Below are 16149 nucleotides of genomic sequence, written 5' to 3'. Positions count from 1 at the left end.
CTCCGCGGAGGTGCCGGCCACGCCCTCGGCGAGGTCGTGCAGGTCGCCGGCGCCCGGGCCGGGCAGGTCGCTGCCCGGCTCGGTGCGCGGCGCGCCGTCCGACGCCAGGTCGGAGGCCTGGCCCGGGGCCTGGTCCTGACCCTGGTCGGGCCGGCCGGTCGGCTGGTCGGTCACCGGCGCTCGTCCTCGTCCACGACCTCGGCGTCGACGACGTCGTCGTCGGCCGGGACCTGGCCGCCGGCGTCCCCGGCCGCGCCGTCGGTGCCCGCCTGGTCCGCGGCCGCGTACATGGCCGCGCCCAGCGCCTGGCTGGTCTGGGAGACCGTCTCGACCTTGGCCTTGATGTCCGCGGCCGGGGTGGCCGGGTCGGCGAGCGCGGTCTTGAGGTCGGCCAGGGCCGCGTCGACCTCGGTGCGGCTGTCGGCCGGCACCTTGTCCCCGTTCTCGGCGAGGAACTTCTCGGTCTGGAAGACGAGGCTCTCGGCCTGGTTGCGGGTCTCGGCCTCCTCGCGACGCTGCCGGTCCTCCTCCGCGTGCTCCTCGGCCTCGCGGACCATGCGCTCGATCTCGTCCTTGGGCAGCGCCGAGCCGCCCGAGATCGTCATGGACTGCTCCTTGCCGGTGCCGCGGTCCTTGGCGTTGACGTGGACGATGCCGTTGGCGTCGATGTCGAAGGTGACCTCGACCTGCGGCACGCCGCGCGGGGCCGGCGCGATGCCGGTGAGCTCGAAGGTGCCGAGCGGCTTGTTGTGCTGCGCCAGCTCGCGCTCGCCCTGGAAGACCTGGATGAGCACGGACGGCTGGTTGTCGTCGGCGGTGGTGAAGACCTCGGAGCGCTTGGTCGGGATGGCCGTGTTGCGCTCGATGAGCTTGGTCATCAGCCCGCCCTTGGTCTCGATGCCGAGGCTCAGGGGCGTGACGTCGATGAGCAGGACGTCCTTGCGGTCACCCTTGAGGACGCCGGCCTGCAGGGCCGCGCCGAGCGCGACGACCTCGTCGGGGTTGACGCCCTTGTTGGGGTCCTTGCCGCCGGTGAGCTCCTTGACGAGCTGCGTGACGGCGGGCATCCGCGTCGAGCCGCCGACGAGGACCACGTGGGCGATCTCCGACAGCGAGACCCCGGCGTCCTTGATGACGGAGTGGAACGGCGCCCGGGTGCGCTCGAGCAGGTGGGAGGTCATCTGCTCGAACTGCGCGCGGGTGAGCTGCTCGTCCAGGTGGACCGGGCCGTTCTCCGTCATCGACAGGTACTGCAGCGAGATGCTCGTGCTCGTGGAGCTCGACAGCTCCTTCTTGGCCTGCTCCGCGGCCTCGTTGAGGCGCTGCATGGCGATCTTGTCCTTGGACAGGTCGACGCCCGTGGACATCTTCACCTTGCTCAGCAGGAAGTCGACGATGGCGTTGTCCCAGTCGTCGCCGCCGAGGCGGTTGTCGCCGGAGGTGGCGCGGACCTGGATCGTCGAGAAGCCGTCCTCGTCCTTGCCCACCTCGAGCAGGGAGACGTCGAACGTGCCGCCGCCGAGGTCGAAGACGAGGATGTTCTCGTCCTCCTTGCCCTTCTCCAGGCCGTAGGCGAGCGCGGCCGCGGTGGGCTCGTTGATGATGCGCAGCACCGTGAGGCCCGCGACCTCGCCGGCCTCCTTGGTGGCCTGGCGCTCGGCGTCGTTGAAGTACGCCGGGACGGTGATGACCGCGTCGGTGACGGGCTCGCCCAGGTAGGCCTCGGCGTCGCGCTTGAGCTTCTGCAGCACGCGGGCGCTGATCTCCTGCGCCGTGTAGTTCTTGTCGTCGATCGCGGTGGACCAGTCGGTGCCCATGTGGCGCTTGACGGAGCGGATGGTGCGCTCGACGTTCGTCACGGCCTGGCGCTTGGCGATCTCGCCGACGAGCACGTCGCCGTTCTTGGCGAAGGCGACGACAGAGGGGGTCGTGCGCCCGCCCTCGGCGTTGGCGATGACGCTGGGCTCGCCACCCTCGAGGACGGCGACGACGGAGTTGGTGGTGCCGAGGTCGATGCCTACTGCACGGCCCATGGGTAGTTCTCCTTCACGTGGGGGGATCCTGCGTTCCTGTGCTCAAGGGTCCGACCTGAGCCCCTGGCTGTCAAGTTGACCGCCCTCCTTCTTGAGCCCGTCCGGCTCAAGGCCGCCTGCTTGCCGGGCGCCGCGGGACGCGGCAGGGTCACCGGCATGTCGACCCAGCTCTGGCGCGCCCTCTCCCTGGCCTCCACGGTCGCGGCCGGCGCCGTCGCGCAGAAGGCCATCGCCACCGGCTGGCAGATCGTCACCGGCCACACCCCGCCGACGAAGCCGGAGAGCCCCGAGGTCGGCGCCGTCGAGGCGGTCGTGTTCGCGGCCCTGGCCGGGGCGCTGCTCAACGTGGCCCGGGTGGTGGCGACGCGGCAGGCTGCTGTCTACTGGGCGAGGCGGCACGGCGGCACGATCCCCGAGGCGCTGCGCGACGCGTTCTGACGGCCCGGCTCCCCCGCGGCCCCGACCGAGGAGGACCCGTGCTCCGACTGCTCCGCGGCAGGGGCCCCGACGGCGGGCTGTCGCCGGCCGCCCGGCTGGTGGCCCTCTTCGTCGTCCTCGGCATGCTCGCCGTGGCCGCACCCTCGGTGTTCGTCGCCCTCGGCTGGCTCGCCGACGTCCTCTGAGGACGGCGCCACCGCCGCGGTTACCGGCGGGTAACATCGGCGGCACCCAGCAGAGGAGCTGAGCCCGTGGAGCCGTCGCAGGCCCTGAGCAGCGTCGCCACCGCCGTCGCGGTGCTCGTCAGCGTCGTCGGTGTCGCCCTGTTCGTCGCGACCGTCGGCCGCATGGTCGCCGTGCTCGGCACCGGCCAGCCCGACCGCAGCCGCACCGACCGCCCCGTCACGCGCCTGGTGACCACCGTGCGCGAGATCGTCGGGCACACGCGGATGCTCCGCCGGCCGCTGGTCGGGGCGGCCCACTGGTTCGTCATGGTGGGCTTCGTCGCCCTGGTCGGCACGCTCGTCACCGCCTACGGCCAGCTCCGCGACCCCGGCTTCGTGCTGCCGTGGATCGGGCACCTCTGGCCCTACGAGTGGGCCGTGGAGGCGATCGCCTGGCTCACCGGCCTGGGGATCCTCGCCCTGGTCGTGGTCCGGCAGGTCACCAGCCGCAGCGGGCGCCGCAACCGGTTCGTCCGCTCCACGACGTGGCAGGCCTACTACGTCGAGGCCACCATCGTCGGGATCGTGCTGTGCGTGCTCGCCCTGCGCGGGCTGGAGCACGCGTACGAGGCGGCCGAGGGCACGGGCACCGCCACGCTGCTGCACTACCCGACGACGTCGTGGCTGGGCGGGCTGCTCGCCGGCCTCCCGCAGCAGACGGTGGCCGACGCCATCGTGGTGGTCGCCGCGCTCAAGATCGTCGTGTCCATGGCGTGGTTCGTCGTCATCGGGCTCACCCCGACCATGGGCATCGCCTGGCACCGGTTCACGGCGCCGTTCAACATCTACCTCAAGCGGCACGCCGACGGCCGGACCAGCCTCGGGGCGCTCCAGCCGATCGTGGTCGGCGGCGTCCCGGTCGACCTCGAGAAGGCCGACGAGCTGGACGAGGACGCGGCGCTCGGCGTCGGGAAGGCCCAGGACCTCACCTGGAAGGGCCTGCTCGACCTCACCACGTGCACCGAGTGCGGCCGCTGCCAGGACCAGTGCCCGGCGTGGCAGACCGAGAAGCCGCTGAGCCCCAAGCTGCTGATCACGGCCCTGCGCACCCGCGCCTACGACGACGCGCCGTACCTGCTCGCCGGGGAGCCGGCCCCGGACCGTCCGCTGGTGGGCGCGGTGGCCGGGGACGCCGACTACGTCGGGCCCGGGTCGGGGTCCGGCTCGACCGCCTCGTCGTACCGCCCCTCGGCGGCGGAGGTGCACGACGACGTGCTCACGAACGCGTTCCTGTCCTCGGCGGCCATGACCGACGACGTGCTGTGGTCGTGCACCACGTGCGGCGCCTGCGTCGAGCAGTGCCCGGTCGACATCGAGCACGTCGACACCATCGTCGACATGCGCCGTCACCAGGTGCTGCTGGAGTCCGCGTTCCCCGACGAGCTCAACGGCCTGTTCGGCAACCTCGAGAAGCGGCAGAACCCGTGGGGCGTCGCGGCCAAGGCACGGATGGACTGGGCCAAGGGCCTGCCGTTCCCCGTGCCGGTCGTCGGCGGCGGCGGGGCCGAGGACCCCGAGGACCTGTCGGGTGTCGACTACCTGTTCTGGGTCGGCTGCGCAGGAGCGTTCGAGGACCGCGCGAAGAAGACGACGCGTGCGGTGGCCGAGCTGCTCCACACCGCCGGGGTGTCCTTCGCGGTGCTCGGGCCGGCCGAGGCGTGCACGGGCGACCCCGCCCGCCGGGCGGGCAACGAGTTCCTGTTCCAGATGCTCGCCGCGCAGAACGTCGAGACGCTCTCGGAGGTCGGCACCACGAGGGGTGGCGGCCGCACCAGGGTCGTCGTCACCTGCCCCCACTGCTTCAACACCCTGGGCAACGAGTACCCGCAGCTCGGCACCGAGCTCGACGTCGTCCACCACACCCAGCTGCTCAACCGGCTCGTGCGGGAGGGGCGGCTGACGCCGGTGTCGGCGCCCGAGGCCGAGCGGCGCGACGTCACCTACCACGACCCCTGCTACCTGGGCCGGCACAACGGCGTCTACGCCCCGCCGCGCGAGCTCATCGAGGCCAGCGGGACCACGCTGACCGAGATGCCCCGGAACTCCGAGACCTCGTTCTGCTGCGGCGCCGGCGGGGCCCGGATGTGGATGGAGGAGAAGCTCGGCAGCCGGATCAACATGAACCGGACCGCGGAGGCCGTGGCCACGGGCGCGGGCGCCATCGCGGTCGGCTGCCCGTTCTGCCGGGTCATGCTCTCCGACGGGCTGACGAGCATGCAGGCCGACAGCACCGCCCCCGCGGAGACCGAGGTGCTCGACGTGGCGCAGCTGCTCCTGGAGGCGGTCGGGCGGGGCCGGACCGCGACGGGCTAGGGCGCCCGCACCAGGTCCGGGGTGGCGAGCAGGTAGCCCTGGAACAGGTCGGCCCCGGCGTCGAGCGCGGCCTGCCGGTCGTCCTCGGTCTCGATGCGCTCGACGACGACCGTCACGCCGGGGCAGAGCGCCCGGGCTCGCTGCACCACGGCGCGGAGCCGGCGGGCGGTCACCGCCTCGAGGTCCACCTTGACGAAGTCGGCGAGCGGGAGCAGGGCCGCCCGGTCCTCGCCGCCCTCCCAGTCGTCGATGGCGATCTTGTAGCCGCGGGCGCGCAGGTCGCGGACGCCGGCCACGACCTCGGCGTCGGCGGTCACGCCCTCGAGGACCTCGACGACGACCCGGTCGCTCGGCGAGGGAAGCGGCTGCGCCCCCACGAGGAAGGCGCGGGAGGCGTTGACGAACAGCAGCCCCGTCCCCGCGCCGCCGGACGTGCGGTGCTCGTCGAGCAGGTCGACGACGGTGGTGGTGGCCAGCTCGTGGTCGGCCTCGGAGGCCATCGCGGGGGCCGTCGTCGACGGCGGCCGGCGGAACAGCAGCTCGACGCCGACCTCCCGGCCCGTGGCGTCGACGATGGCCTGCAGGGCCATCGTCGCGGCAGGGTCGGTCAGCACCCGACCAGTATGTGGGCCGGTCAGGGCCCGAGGACATCGTCCTGCAGGCCCGTCCTGACGTGTCACAGGAGCCGCTGAGCCGTTTGCGGCGCGTCCTGACAGGCCGTCCGCCGCCGCTCACCGTGCGCGAGCCCGACCGGGCCACGGTCTGTCGAGGTGCGGTCGCTCAGAGGTCGTCGGGGTCGACGAGGAAGCCGTCGGCGTCGACGACCGCACCGCCGCCGAGCTCGGCCAGCGTGCGGGTGATCGACGCAACCGGACCGCGGGCACGCTCGCGGCAGGCCATCGCCGTGCCCTCCAGGTGCTCGTCGAGGTGCCACTGCTCGTCCGGCGCCTGCCAGCGCACGTCGTAGACGGCCATCGGCCCGGCCCCGAACTCCTCCCCGGCGACCGCGGGCTCGGGGCGGACGGCCACCGCGCCCTCGACGACGACGGCACCGGCGGGACCCAGCGGCAGGTGGACGAGGAACGGGGTGCCGTCGGGACGGGCGAGCGCCTCGGGGCCGGTCTCGCCCTCGACGGCGACCTCGACCCCGGCGCCCTCCTGGCCGCAGACCGCGGCCACGTCGGCCACCCGGATCCAGGTCGGGGAGACCACCCGTGTCTCCACGGCGGCCGCCACCTCGGGCACGAGCGCCTCGGCCGCGCCTATCGGGCGGACCGCGCCGCCGAGCCGACGGGCCAGCGCGAGCAGCAGCTCGAGCCCCGCGAGCTCGGCCCCCGTGGGCAGGCCGTCGGGGAAGCAGCGGTGCAGGCCGTCCGGGCGGCGGACGGGGACGGCCCGGGCGCGCGGCGAGGCGTCGACCTCCAGGTCGTAGGCCACCGACCACGGCGTCGGCACGCCGGCGACGACCGCCGCCTCCATGGTCAGCTCGTGCGGCCCGTGCAGCCCCGCGCGGCCGCCGAGGTCCGCCGTCCCGGTGCCGGCCAGGTCGCTGCCGGGGTACCAGCAGCGCACCAGCGCGTCGACCTGGTCGACAGTGGCGACGGTGGGGACGAGGAGCAGGTGGCGCCGGACCAGGGCCTCCGACGGCTCCTCGACCGTGCGGCGCCGGCGGAGGCCCGCCACCTAGACCTCCGTCCGGTGGAAGCCCTGCCAGGACCGGCTCGCGGTCGGGCCGCGCTGGCCCTGGTAGCGGTTGGAGCGGCCCTCGCCGGAGCCGTAGGGGTGCTCGGCGGGGCTGCTGAGCCGGAAGAAGCAGAGCTGGCCGATCTTCATGCCCGGCCAGAGCGCGATCGGCAGGGTCGCCATGTTCGACAGCTCGAGCGTGACGTGGCCCGAGAAGCCCGGGTCGATGAAGCCCGCGGTGGAGTGGGTGAGCAGCCCCAGCCGGCCCAGGCTCGACTTGCCCTCCAGCCGGGCGGCCATCCCCGCGCCCAGGGTCACCGTCTCGTAGGTGCTGCCGAGCACGAACTCCCCCGGGTGGAGCACGAACTGCTCACCGGTCGGGACCTCGACGAGGCGGGTGAGGTCGGGCTGCTCGACCGAGGGGTCGATGAGGCCGTAGCGGTGGTTGTCGAACAGCCGGAACCAGCGGTCGACGCGCACGTCCACGCTGCTCGGCTGCACCATCGAGGGGTCGAACGGGTCGAGGGTGATCTCACCGGCGTCGACGGCGGCGATCACGTCGTGGTCCGACAGCAGCACGGGCCGACCGTATCGCTGGCACGGCGGGTCCCGCGCCCACCCTGCCCGGGCGCTCAGGTTCTCGGCCGTGCGTGCCGATGGTGCGGGCGGGTCCGCGGCGGACCCTGGACGGAGGTACCGGGATGGACGACCCCCGGGCGCGGCAGGTGGCGCGCGTGCTGGGCTTCGCCCTGCTCTTCGTCCTGTCCGTCGTGGTCGGCCGCGGCACCCGTCCCGAGGGCGCCGAGGTCGCGCTGGCCTGGCCCGCGGCCGGCGTCGGCGTGTGGTGGCTGCTCAGCAGCCGCGGCCGCGGCGAGACCGCGCTGGCGGCCGGCCTGGTGACGAGCCTGTCCGCGACGGCGAACCTGCTGACGGGCGCACCGCCGGTCGCCGCGCTGCTGTTCTCGCTGTCCAACGGCGCCCACGCCGTCGTGGGGCTGCTCGTCCTGCGCCGGCTGCTGCCCGGGACCGCCCCGCTGCGCAGCCCGGGCGACGTGGCCCGTGTCCTGCTCGCCAGCGTCGTCTGCTCCGCGGCCAGCGCGGGCGTGGCGGCCCTCACCGCAGGCGCGCTGCTGCGGGGCGACGGGGCCTGGGAGACGCTCCTGCTCGTCCTCGTGCGCAACGGCGGCACCACCTTCGTCCTGCTGTCGGCGGTGCTCGCGGTCCGGGGCACGCCCCTGCGAGGGCTGCGCACCGCCCGTCCGGTGGAGCTGGCCACAGCGTGGCTGGCGGCCGTGGCGCTGTTCGCCGTCGTGTTCGCCGTCGACCACGGCATGCCGCTGCTGTTCCTCTGCGTCCTGGTCCCGGTCTGGTTCGGCACCCGGCTCGGCGTCGGCGCGACCGCGCTGGCCGGGGCGGTCCTGTCCGCGGTCACGGTCGTCCTCACCCTCGTCGACCACGGCCCGGTCGCCGAGGTGGGCGACGTCCAGGCGCGGGCGGTCGTCGTCCAGGGCCTCGTCGTCGTGCTCACCCTCGTCGGGCTCAGCCTGGCGACCCAGCAGCGCGCCTGGGACGACGTGCGCGCCCGGCTCGAGGACAGCCGCCGGGAGCTGCAGCGCGCCACGGACGCCGCCGTCATCGGCAAGGCCGTCGTGGTCCGCGGTGCCGACGGCGGCTGGACCCTCACCCGACCGAACCCCGCGCTGGTCCGCCTCCTCGGCCGCGACCCGTCGGCCATGCGCTGGCGCGAGCTGCTGTTCCCGCAGGACTCCCTCGCGGTGCGCGCCGCGCTCGACCGGATCGCCGACGGCCTCGACGAGGCGTGGGAGGGCGAGGTGCGCCACTGCCTGCCCGGCGGCGGGTCGCTGTGGACGCAGCTGCACGTGTCCCGCCTGCCCAGCGAGACCGGCACGAGCGCGGTCGTCGCCCAGCTGCTCGACATCACCGAGCGCCGCGCGGCGCAGCAAGAGCTGTCCCGCCTGGCCCTGCACGACTCGCTCACCGGCCTGCCCAACCGCGCCCGGCTGCGCGGCCGGCTCGAGGAGATGCTCGTCGACGCCGGCTCGGGCGCCCGCGTCGTCGTCGTGTTCGTCGACCTGGACGGGTTCAAGGCCGTCAACGACGGCTTCGGCCACGAGGTGGGCGACGGGGTGCTGCAGGCCGTGGGGGCCGCGCTGCTGTCGGCGCTGCGGCCCGAGGACGTCGTCGCCCGCTTCGGCGGCGACGAGTTCGTGGCCTGCTGCCCCGGGCTGTCGTCCCCCGCGGAGGCCGAGGCCCTGGTGCGGCGCGTGGTCGCCACCGTGAGCCCCGCCCTGCGGGTCCGCGGCCGGGACGTGGGCCTCGGCGTGAGCGCCGGGTGGACTCTGTCCGGCCCGGGCGACGACGCCCCGTCCCTGCTGCGCCGCAGTGACGAGGCGATGTACGCCGCCAAGCGGTCCGGCGGGCACGGGGTGCACGCCGACCCGTCGGTGCACGACGGCTGGCCGACCGTCCCCGCACCGCGCTGACCGCCCGGCCGGGCTGCTCAGCCGCCCAGGTCGACCCAGGTCGTACCTGCTCAGGCGAGCGGGTCGTGGCCCCAGTTCACCAGCGAGTACCGCCACGCGGTGTCCGTCACGTCGCCGTCGGGGCGCTGCGCGCTGTGCCGGGCGACGTACCCGGCGACCTTCTTCATGGCGGCGACGTCGTCGTCGGAGTAGTCCGCCTTCTTCGTCTCCTTCAGCTCGAGGATGCGGCGGCCCATCGCGTGGCCGGTCGCCTCGTCGTCCCCGTCCGTGTGCTGGCCGACGGACTGCGACTCCTCGGTCTCCAGCCAGTCGCGCAGCTGCTTCGGGCTCATGGTCACGGCCTCCTCGAAGCGCTCGTACGCCTCGTCCAGGCCCTCCGGTGCATCGCTCATGCCCCGAGCCTCCCCCTCCCCCCGGGGACCCGCCACCGGGTGCCGGGAGGGCGGCCGGTCCCCCCAGGGGTGGAGCGCGAAGCGTCCCGGGCCCCCACGGTCCGCCCCAGGGCTGACGACGGGCGGGTGCCGCCCCCGCGAGCCTGGGCGCCATGACAGCCCCCCTGCCCGACGGCCGGCTCCTCGACCGTGACGACCCCCCTCGTCCCGCACCTCGCACGACGCCGCGGCCCGTCCCGGCGGCGGGCCGCGTGGTCGCCCTCGACGTGCTCCGCGGGATCGCCGTGTGCGGGATCCTCCTGGTCAACGCCGGCTCGGTGACCGGGTTCGCCACCGAGACGGACCTGGCCGCCGGGTCGCTGTCCGACCCCGGGGGCTGGCTGCAGCTGCTCGTCCAGCAGCGCTTCTTCCCCGTCTTCGCGCTCCTGTTCGGCGCCGGCTCGACCCTGGTCCTCGCCGCGGCCCGCCGCCGGGGCGCCACGCACCCCCGCGTGGTGCTGCTGCGCCGGCTGCTCCTGCTGCTGCCGCTCGGCGTCGCCCACCAGCTCCTGCACCCCGGCGAGGCCCTGGCGCCCTACGCCGTCGTCGGCCTGGTCGTCCTGCTGCCGTCCACCTGGCTGCCCCGGTGGGCCGTCGCTGCCGGTGCCGCCGGCGCCGTGCCGACCGCCCTGGCGGCCGGGGGCGGCATCGTGCTGGTGCCGGGGATGGTCCTGCTCGGCTCCGCACTGGTGCGGTACGGCGTCGTCGACCGGCTCGACCGGCCCTCGCGCCTGCCGGTCCTGCTCTGCGCGGTGCTCGCCGCGGCGGCCGTCCCGGCGCTCGTCCTGCAGCTGCAGGACCTGCCCGCCTCGGGCTCGAGCACGTCCTCGGCGGTCGCCGGGCTGCTGCTCGCCGGCGTCTGGACCACCGGTGTCGTCGCCCTGCTGGCGACCGGGCTGCGGGGGGTGCTCGTGACCGCCTTCGCGCCGCTCGGCCGGACGGCGCTCACCGCCTACGTCGGTGCCACCCCGCTGCTGCTTCTCGCGGGCAACGAGCTGGAGCTCCGTGCCAGCACCTCGTGGACTCCCCTCCTGGTGCTCGTGCTGGTCGTCCTCGTCGTCCAGGCCGTCGCGGCGACGCTGTGGCTGAGGAGGTTCCGGCAGGGACCGCTGGAGTGGCTGTGGCGCTGGGGCACCTGGGGCGCCCGACCCCCCGTGCGGGTGAGCACCGCCTGAGACGCCGTCCTGGCGGCCGGCCGCCGACGTAGGGTCGTGACGTGACGGCGGCGGGCGGTGAGCGCCAGCGTGCCCTGCGCAACGTCGGCTGGTCGGCCGTCCAGCGCTGGACCGTCCGCCTGGCGGGCGTCGTCACCTTCGTGGTCCTCGGCCGGCTGCTCGAGCCCGGCGAGATCGGGCTCGCGACCCTGGCGGTCGCCGTGGTCGGCCTGCTGGCCGTCGTCGCCGACCTGGGCATGACGACGTTCCTCGTCCAGGCGGACGAGGCGGACCGGCGCACGACGAGCACGGTGTTCTGGACCGCCCTCGGCCTCGGCTGCACCGGGGCGGGCCTGCTCGCCCTCGTCGCGGGCCCCGTCGCGGCCGCCCTCGACGAGCCCGACGCCGCCCCCGTGCTGCGGGCCCTGGCGGGTGGGCTGGTCCTCACCTCGCTGACCGTGGTGCCCGCCGCGCTCATGCTCCGCGCCATGCGGTTCCGGGCGATGGCCGGGCGCGGGGTCGGCGCCGCCCTGGTGAGCGCCGCGGTGGGCATCGGTCTCGCCGTCGCGGGCGCCGGGGTGTGGGCGCTGGTCGCGCAGAACCTCGTGCAGAACGCCGTCAGCCTGGTGTGGTTCTGGGTCGCCGCACGCTGGTGGCCCTCGGCGACCTTCTCGCGGCCGGCCCTGCGGGAGGCGTGGCGCTTCGGCTCCGCGCTGCTGGGGATCAACCTCGTGCAGGCGCTGCGCGACCGGGCGGACGGCGTGCTCATCGGCTCGCTCGGCGGGCTCGACCTGCTCGGGTACTGGGCGGTCGCCACCCGGCTGCTGGGCCTGCTCCACGAGGTGACGATGTCGGTCATGGACCACGTCGCCCTGCCCCTGTTCGTGCGGCTGCGCGACGACCTGCCCCGGTTCGAGCGCGGCTACGAGACCGCGGGCGCGCTGAGCACGGCGGCGCTGGCCCCGCTGGTCGCCGTCCTCGCCGCCGTCAGCCCCGTCGTCGTGCCGGGGCTGTTCGGGCAGCAGTGGGAGCCATCGGTGCTGCCGGCCCAGCTGCTGGCGGTCGCCTACGGCGTCGGCGCGGTCGGCTACTTCAACCGCTCGGCGCTGCTGGCCTTCCGCCGCTCCGGCACCGCGTGGGCGGTCGCGGTGGGCAGCCTCGTCCTGCACGTGGTCGTCCTGCTGGTCGCCGCCCCCGCCGGGCTCCCCGTGCTCGCGGCCGCGCTCGGGGCCGCCCAGGTGCTCACGGTGGTCGGCAGCGCGGTCGTGCTCCGGCGGACCGTCGGCGTGGGCCTGCGCGCCTACGACCGCTCCGTGCGCGCCCTGCTGTGCGCGGCGGTGTCCGTCGGGCCGATGCTCCTGGTGACCGGCACCGTGCCCGGCTGGGGCGGCGCGGTCCTGGCGGGGACGGTCGGTCTCGGGATCTACGCCGGCCTGCTGTGGCTCGTCGACCGCAGCCTCGTCCGCGAGGGCGTGTCCGACATCCGGGGGATCCTGCGCCGTCGCGCGACAGCCGTCCCCGCCACCGCCCGATGAGGCCACGGTGACGTCGACAGCAGCTCCCGCGGTCCCCTCCGGCTACCGGCCCGCGCTGGACGGGCTCCGGGGGGTGGCGATCGTCCTCGTCGTCCTCGACCACGTCTGGTCCGACCCGCCCGTCCGCGTCGGGCCCACCGGCGTCACCCTGTTCTTCGCGCTGTCCGGCTACCTCATCACCGGCATCCTGCTCGACGAGCACGCCCGCACCGGGGCCGTCCGGCTCGGCCGGTTCTACCTGCGCCGGGCGGCGCGGCTGCTGCCCGCGCTGCTGGTGGCGGTCCTCGTCTGCGACGTGCTCTTCGTCCTGGCCGGGGACAGGGCCTCGGTCGTGGCGTCGGTGTGGGGCCTGGCCTACGTCGCCAACTACGTCATCGCCGTGCAGGGCGAGTACCTGCCCGGCTGGGCGCAGACCTGGTCGCTGGCGGTCGAGGAGCACTTCTACCTGCTGTGGCCGCTGCTGCTCCTGCTGCTGCTGCGCCGCCGCTCCCTCCGCACGGCCCTGCTCGGCACGCTCGCGCTGTGCGCCGCCTCCGTGCTGTGGCGGCTGTACCTGCTGCTGGCGCCCTGGGCCGAGGGCTACGACCTCCTGCTCGTCCACGGCAGCCTCGCCCGTGCGGACGCGCTGCTGTACGGCTGCGCCGCGGCGGTCGCCGTCCGGCTCGGCTGGCGGCTCCCCCGCGGGGCGCTCTGGCCTGCGGCGGCTGTCGTCGCCGTGCTCACGGTCCTCACCGGGGGCAGCGGCTGGTTCCTCGTCGCCGGGCAGGCGGTGCTGTCGGTCGCGGCCACGGTCGTCGTCCTCGCCGTCGACGGCGCGACCAGGGGGAGCACCGGGTCGGGCGTGCGCCGGGCCCTGTCCTGGCGGCCGCTGGTCCTCACCGGCGTGGTGAGCTACGGGCTCTACCTGTGGCACTACCCGCTCATCTACGTGGCGTTCGCCCTCGGCCTGGGCGGCTCGGTCGGCGGCCGGGCGGTCGCGGGCATCCTCGTCGCGGGGCTGGCGTCGTGGGCCTCGTACCGGTTGGTGGAGAAGCCGGTGCGGACCTGGGTGCGGGCGAACGAGGACCGGCTCCTGCGGCGCCGGGACCGCGCCGTCGTCTGAGCCAGCGCCAGGGATCAGGCGCCAGAAATCAGGCGTCAGGCGTCAGGCGTCGACGGTCTGGGCGGCCGGTGCGTCGTGGCGAGGACCCGGCAGGGCGGTGCGCGGAGGCGTGCCCCCGGCGGGTCCGCGCGTCCCGCCGGGGGCGTGCTCGGCGTCGGCGCCGAGGACCTGGCGGCGGAGCTCCGCCATCCCGGGGTTGGGGTACGTGGGGAGCGGACGGTGCTCGACCCACGCCGCGGCGGCGCTCTCGACGGCACGCCACGGGCTCATCCGACGGATCATCGGGTGCCGGTGCTCGGGGAAGCGGACCGGCGACCACCACTCCTGGAACGCCTGGCCGAGCGGGCGGGGCTCCGCGGCCCCCAGCGCCAGGATCGTGCCGCGCTCCTTGACGATGCGGCGGGCCAGCGGGCGCAGGCCCGCGTCGCGGCGGTGGTTGGCCGACACCGACAGGCGCGGCGAGTAGGCGATCGTCCAGCCGGCGGCCAGGACGCGCCAGCTCCACTCCTTGTCCTCGGCGGCGGGCAGGTCGGTCCGGAACGGGTGCTGCTCCCACGCGGTCGCGCGCCACGACGAGCCGTGGTTGGAGAACCCCCACCAGGCGTGCTCGACGGCGTCGCGCGGGGTCTGGAAGTAGACGTCGACGATGTCCTCGCCCCAGGGGGTGCGCTTGCCGGAGTTCGTGCCGGCGACGTCGGGACGGGCGTAGAGCGCCAGCGAATCCTCGACCCAGGTGCGGCTGTACGGGTAGGAGTGCGCCGACACCGCCATGTGCACGTCGCCGGACGCGGCCGCGGCGCCGGTGTTGAGCGCGCCGCCGTACGTGAAGTCCTCGGGGGCGATCTCGACGACGCGGTCGGCCAGGCGGCGCGCGATCTCCAGCGTGCCGTCGGTCGACCCGGAGTCGACGACGACGATCTCGGGTCGGACGCTCTGCTCGCGCAGGCTCGTCAGGGTGCGGGTGATCGTGTCGGCCTTGTCCTTGGCACGCACGACCACGCTGGCAGGCGGGGTCATGTCACCGAGGGTAGGCAGCGTCGCGCGAGCCTCGCGCCCAAATCCTCGGACCGTCACCCACGTGGGCGGTCCGGCTGCGCACAGTCTCAGGACCGTCGGCGCGACGAGCTCGACGCCGGGTCGCGGCGGAGGTCCGGAGGGAGCGGATGACGGGAATCGAACCCGCACTATCAGCTTGGGAAGCTGAAGTTCTACCATTGAACTACATCCGCGACCGCCCACCAGGTGGGCGCGAGACGGCAGCATACCCGCCCCCGCAGGGGCAGGGCAGCCGCGTCCCGGTCGTGCGGGTGCCTCAGGCGGCGGGCTTGAGCAGCACCTTCGTCCAGCCGTCGACGCGCTTGTCGAACTGGTCGTAGCCGCGGGGGGCGTCCTCGAGCGGGAGCTCGTGGGACACGATCTTCCCGGGCTCGGCGCGGCCGGCGACGATGAGGTCGCGCAGCTCGCGGTTGTAGGACTTCACGTTGGCCTGGCCGGTGCCCATGGTCTGGCCCTTGGAGAAGAACAGCCCGTAGTCCAGGGCGATGCGACCGTTCTTGAGGTCCTCGGTGGGGGCGCCGGGGTCCTGGGGCAGGTAGACCCCGACCACGCCGATCCCGCCCGTGGCCTTGACCGAGGCGAAGAGCTGGTTGAGCGTCAGGGCCGGGTCCTCGTCGCCGGAGGCGTCGTGCGCCTGGTAGCCGACCGCCTCGACGCCGCGGTCCACCCCGAGCCCGCCGGTGGCGTCGGTCAGCTGCTCGACGACGTCGACCGCGGAGTAGTCCAGCGGCGTGCAGCCGTAGGCCTCGGCCAGCGCGAGCCGGTCGGGCTGCTTGTCCACGACGAACACCTGCGAGGCGCCGCGGAGCATGGCGCTGTGGGCGGCCATCAGGCCGACCGGGCCGGCCCCGAACACGACGACGGACTCCCCGGGACGCTGGCCGGACAGCTCGACGCCGTGCCAGCCGGTCGGGAACACGTCGCTGAGCATGGTGAAGTCGTTCTCGTGCTCGGTGCCCTCGGGCAGCACGAGCGCGTTGAAGTCGGCGAACGGCACGCGCAGCAGCTCGGCCTGGCCGCCGCGGTACGGGCCCATGGAGGCGTAGCCGTAGGCGCCGCCGGCCATCTCCTCGTTGACGGTCAGGCAGAAGCCGGTGCGACGGGCGACGCAGTTGGCGCAGAAGCCGCAGCCGATGTTGAACGGCAGCGACACCCGGTCGCCGACCTTCAGGCCGGTCACGCCGGGGCCGACCTCCTCGACGACGCCCATGTTCTCGTGGCCGAAGACGGTGCCCGGCTCGACGCCGGTGCGGCCCTCGTACATGTGCAGGTCGGAGCCGCAGATGTTCGTCGTCGTGATGCGCACGACGGCGTCGGTGGGTGCCTCGATGGTGGCGTCGGGGACGTCGGTGACCGTGACGTCGAACGGACCGTTGTAGACGAGAGCGCGCACGTGGGACCTCCAGGGTGTGACGGACAGGTACGCGGGGGTGCATACCCAGAGGCGAGAGGTTGAGACGTCAACGAGCTGGTCCGCCGTGAGGCCCGGGCGTGTGACCCCGGCACACCAGGGGGCCGGTGGCGCCACGACCGCCGGGCTGCGCCCGCGTACCGTCGGCGGGCGACCGACCGGACGCCACGACCCGAGGAGCCCGCCGTGCCCGCCGCCCGCCGACGTCCTCGCACGACGACCCTGCGCCGGCACCGCCCCGCCGTGGCGGTCGTCCCCGGCGTCG

Annotated in this window: 14 protein-coding genes and 1 tRNA gene; 7 read left to right on the top strand and 8 right to left on the bottom strand. The window is 74.6% G+C overall.

All coding sequences use genetic code 11. The features are described 5' to 3' along the window. Positions 1 to 170 precede the first annotated feature (170 nt). The gene (gene dnaK, locus WCS02_RS09310) at positions 171 to 2033 is read right to left on the bottom strand and encodes a molecular chaperone DnaK (RefSeq protein WP_340292311.1); all 1863 of its coding nucleotides are present in this window, start codon (positions 2031 to 2033) and stop codon (positions 171 to 173) included. A 156-nt stretch (positions 2034 to 2189) separates the two neighbouring features. Here dnaK and WCS02_RS09305 point away from each other — a divergent pair, with 156 nt between their 5' ends. The 3 genes from WCS02_RS09305 to WCS02_RS09295 all read left to right on the top strand — a co-directional run bounded on the left by WCS02_RS09305 (position 2190) and on the right by WCS02_RS09295 (position 5008). After that, positions 2190 to 2471 carry a DUF4235 domain-containing protein gene (locus WCS02_RS09305; RefSeq protein WP_340292309.1) on the top strand — a complete coding sequence of 94 codons (282 nt, stop codon included), beginning with the start codon at positions 2190 to 2192 and terminating at the stop codon, positions 2469 to 2471. Positions 2472 to 2509: 38 nt separating this feature from the next. Further along, positions 2510 to 2656 carry a hypothetical protein gene (locus WCS02_RS09300; RefSeq protein WP_340292307.1) on the top strand — a complete coding sequence of 49 codons (147 nt, stop codon included), beginning with the start codon at positions 2510 to 2512 and terminating at the stop codon, positions 2654 to 2656. A 66-nt stretch (positions 2657 to 2722) separates the two neighbouring features. Continuing rightward, positions 2723 to 5008 carry a (Fe-S)-binding protein gene (locus WCS02_RS09295; RefSeq protein ID WP_340292305.1) on the top strand — a complete coding sequence of 762 codons (2286 nt, stop codon included), beginning with the start codon at positions 2723 to 2725 and terminating at the stop codon, positions 5006 to 5008. Here the strand turns inward: WCS02_RS09295 and WCS02_RS09290 are convergent. From WCS02_RS09290 to dcd, 3 genes are all read right to left on the bottom strand, one after another. Next, positions 5005 to 5622 (bottom strand): EAL and HDOD domain-containing protein, encoded by a 618-nt coding sequence (locus WCS02_RS09290; RefSeq protein WP_340292303.1) that lies wholly within the window; start codon positions 5620 to 5622, stop codon positions 5005 to 5007. The two genes, WCS02_RS09295 and WCS02_RS09290, sit on opposite strands and share 4 nt — an antisense overlap. A gap of 166 nt (positions 5623 to 5788) precedes the next feature. Then, complete coding sequence (locus tag WCS02_RS09285) at positions 5789 to 6691, bottom strand: hypothetical protein (RefSeq protein ID WP_340292301.1); 903 nt, start codon at positions 6689 to 6691, stop codon at positions 5789 to 5791. Further along, entirely contained in the window at positions 6692 to 7270 is a 579-nt protein-coding gene (dcd, locus tag WCS02_RS09280; RefSeq protein ID WP_340292299.1) for a dCTP deaminase, read from the bottom strand. It lies immediately after the preceding gene. Positions 7271 to 7392: 122 nt separating this feature from the next. Between dcd and WCS02_RS09275 the strand changes: the two genes are divergently transcribed. Continuing rightward, positions 7393 to 9195, top strand: coding sequence for a diguanylate cyclase domain-containing protein (locus WCS02_RS09275; protein ID WP_340292297.1), 1803 nt, complete (start codon positions 7393 to 7395; stop codon positions 9193 to 9195). A 50-nt stretch (positions 9196 to 9245) separates the two neighbouring features. Here the strand turns inward: WCS02_RS09275 and WCS02_RS09270 are convergent, their stop codons facing one another. Continuing rightward, positions 9246 to 9587 carry a DUF3140 domain-containing protein gene (locus WCS02_RS09270; protein ID WP_340292295.1) on the bottom strand — a complete coding sequence of 114 codons (342 nt, stop codon included), beginning with the start codon at positions 9585 to 9587 and terminating at the stop codon, positions 9246 to 9248. Between the two features lie 152 nt (positions 9588 to 9739). Here WCS02_RS09270 and WCS02_RS09265 point away from each other — a divergent pair, with 152 nt between their 5' ends. From WCS02_RS09265 to WCS02_RS09255, 3 genes are read left to right on the top strand one after another with little or no spacing between them, the layout of a single operon-like run. Further along, positions 9740 to 10801 (top strand): DUF418 domain-containing protein, encoded by a 1062-nt coding sequence (locus tag WCS02_RS09265; RefSeq protein ID WP_340292293.1) that lies wholly within the window; start codon positions 9740 to 9742, stop codon positions 10799 to 10801. 41 nt (positions 10802 to 10842) lie between these two features. Beyond that, entirely contained in the window at positions 10843 to 12315 is a 1473-nt protein-coding gene (locus tag WCS02_RS09260; RefSeq protein ID WP_340292291.1) for a lipopolysaccharide biosynthesis protein, read from the top strand. Positions 12316 to 12322: 7 nt separating this feature from the next. Continuing rightward, on the top strand, positions 12323 to 13417 hold the full coding sequence (locus tag WCS02_RS09255) for an acyltransferase family protein (RefSeq protein WP_340292289.1): 1095 nt from the start codon (positions 12323 to 12325) through the stop codon (positions 13415 to 13417). A gap of 42 nt (positions 13418 to 13459) precedes the next feature. Here the strand turns inward: WCS02_RS09255 and WCS02_RS09250 are convergent, their stop codons facing one another. From WCS02_RS09250 to WCS02_RS09240, 3 genes are all read right to left on the bottom strand, one after another. After that, positions 13460 to 14434, bottom strand: coding sequence for a glycosyltransferase family 2 protein (locus WCS02_RS09250; protein ID WP_340292287.1), 975 nt, complete (start codon positions 14432 to 14434; stop codon positions 13460 to 13462). Between the two features lie 141 nt (positions 14435 to 14575). Beyond that, positions 14576 to 14646 (bottom strand) — tRNA-Gly (locus WCS02_RS09245). Positions 14647 to 14729: 83 nt separating this feature from the next. Further along, positions 14730 to 15866: a glutathione-independent formaldehyde dehydrogenase gene (locus WCS02_RS09240; protein WP_340292284.1), complete on the bottom strand. Its 1137-nt coding sequence runs from the start codon at positions 15864 to 15866 to the stop codon at positions 14730 to 14732. Positions 15867 to 16149: the final 283 nt, after the last annotated feature.

This window comes from Aquipuribacter hungaricus, assembly GCF_037860755.1.
Taxonomy (GTDB): Bacteria; Actinomycetota; Actinomycetes; order Actinomycetales; family JBBAYJ01; genus Aquipuribacter; species Aquipuribacter hungaricus.
This window is presented reverse-complemented; position numbering and strand designations above follow the sequence as displayed.